Origin of the sequence: Psychrobacter sp. TB55-MNA-CIBAN-0194 (genome assembly GCF_040309505.1) — a bacterium.
In the GTDB taxonomy this organism is placed as follows: domain Bacteria; phylum Pseudomonadota; class Gammaproteobacteria; order Pseudomonadales; family Moraxellaceae; genus Psychrobacter; species Psychrobacter fozii.
This window is the reverse complement of the sequence record NZ_JBEOOW010000306.1, coordinates 1-270: the sequence shown is the minus strand read 5'-3', so window position 1 is coordinate 270 and position 270 is coordinate 1. Positions and strand designations below refer to the sequence as shown.

1 pseudogene is annotated in these 270 nt (G+C 44.4%); it reads left to right on the top strand.

The window, feature by feature from the left end:
* A pseudogene (locus AAEY75_RS15250) lies at positions 1-248 on the top strand (lipoprotein-releasing system transmembrane subunit LolC); the annotation flags it as partial.
* Positions 249-270 lie beyond the last annotated feature (22 nt).

Sequence of the window (270 nt, the reverse complement as noted above, 5' to 3'; positions counted from 1 at the left end):
CGATTGCAGGTACGATTTTGGGTGTGATATTTGCGTTGACAGTGAGCGATATCTTAGGCTTCATTAATCAAGCCTTCGGTCTCAATCTCTTCGATGCTTACTTCGTTAATTATCTACCATCACAGCTGCGCTTAACGGATGTGATATTGATCACTGGTGCGTCATTTGTATTGAGCTTTTTGGCCACTATTTATCCAGCGCGCCGAGCGGCTAAAATTCAACCTGCGCAAACGTTGCGTTATGAGTAATTGATACTCAAGCGAGGCGTAG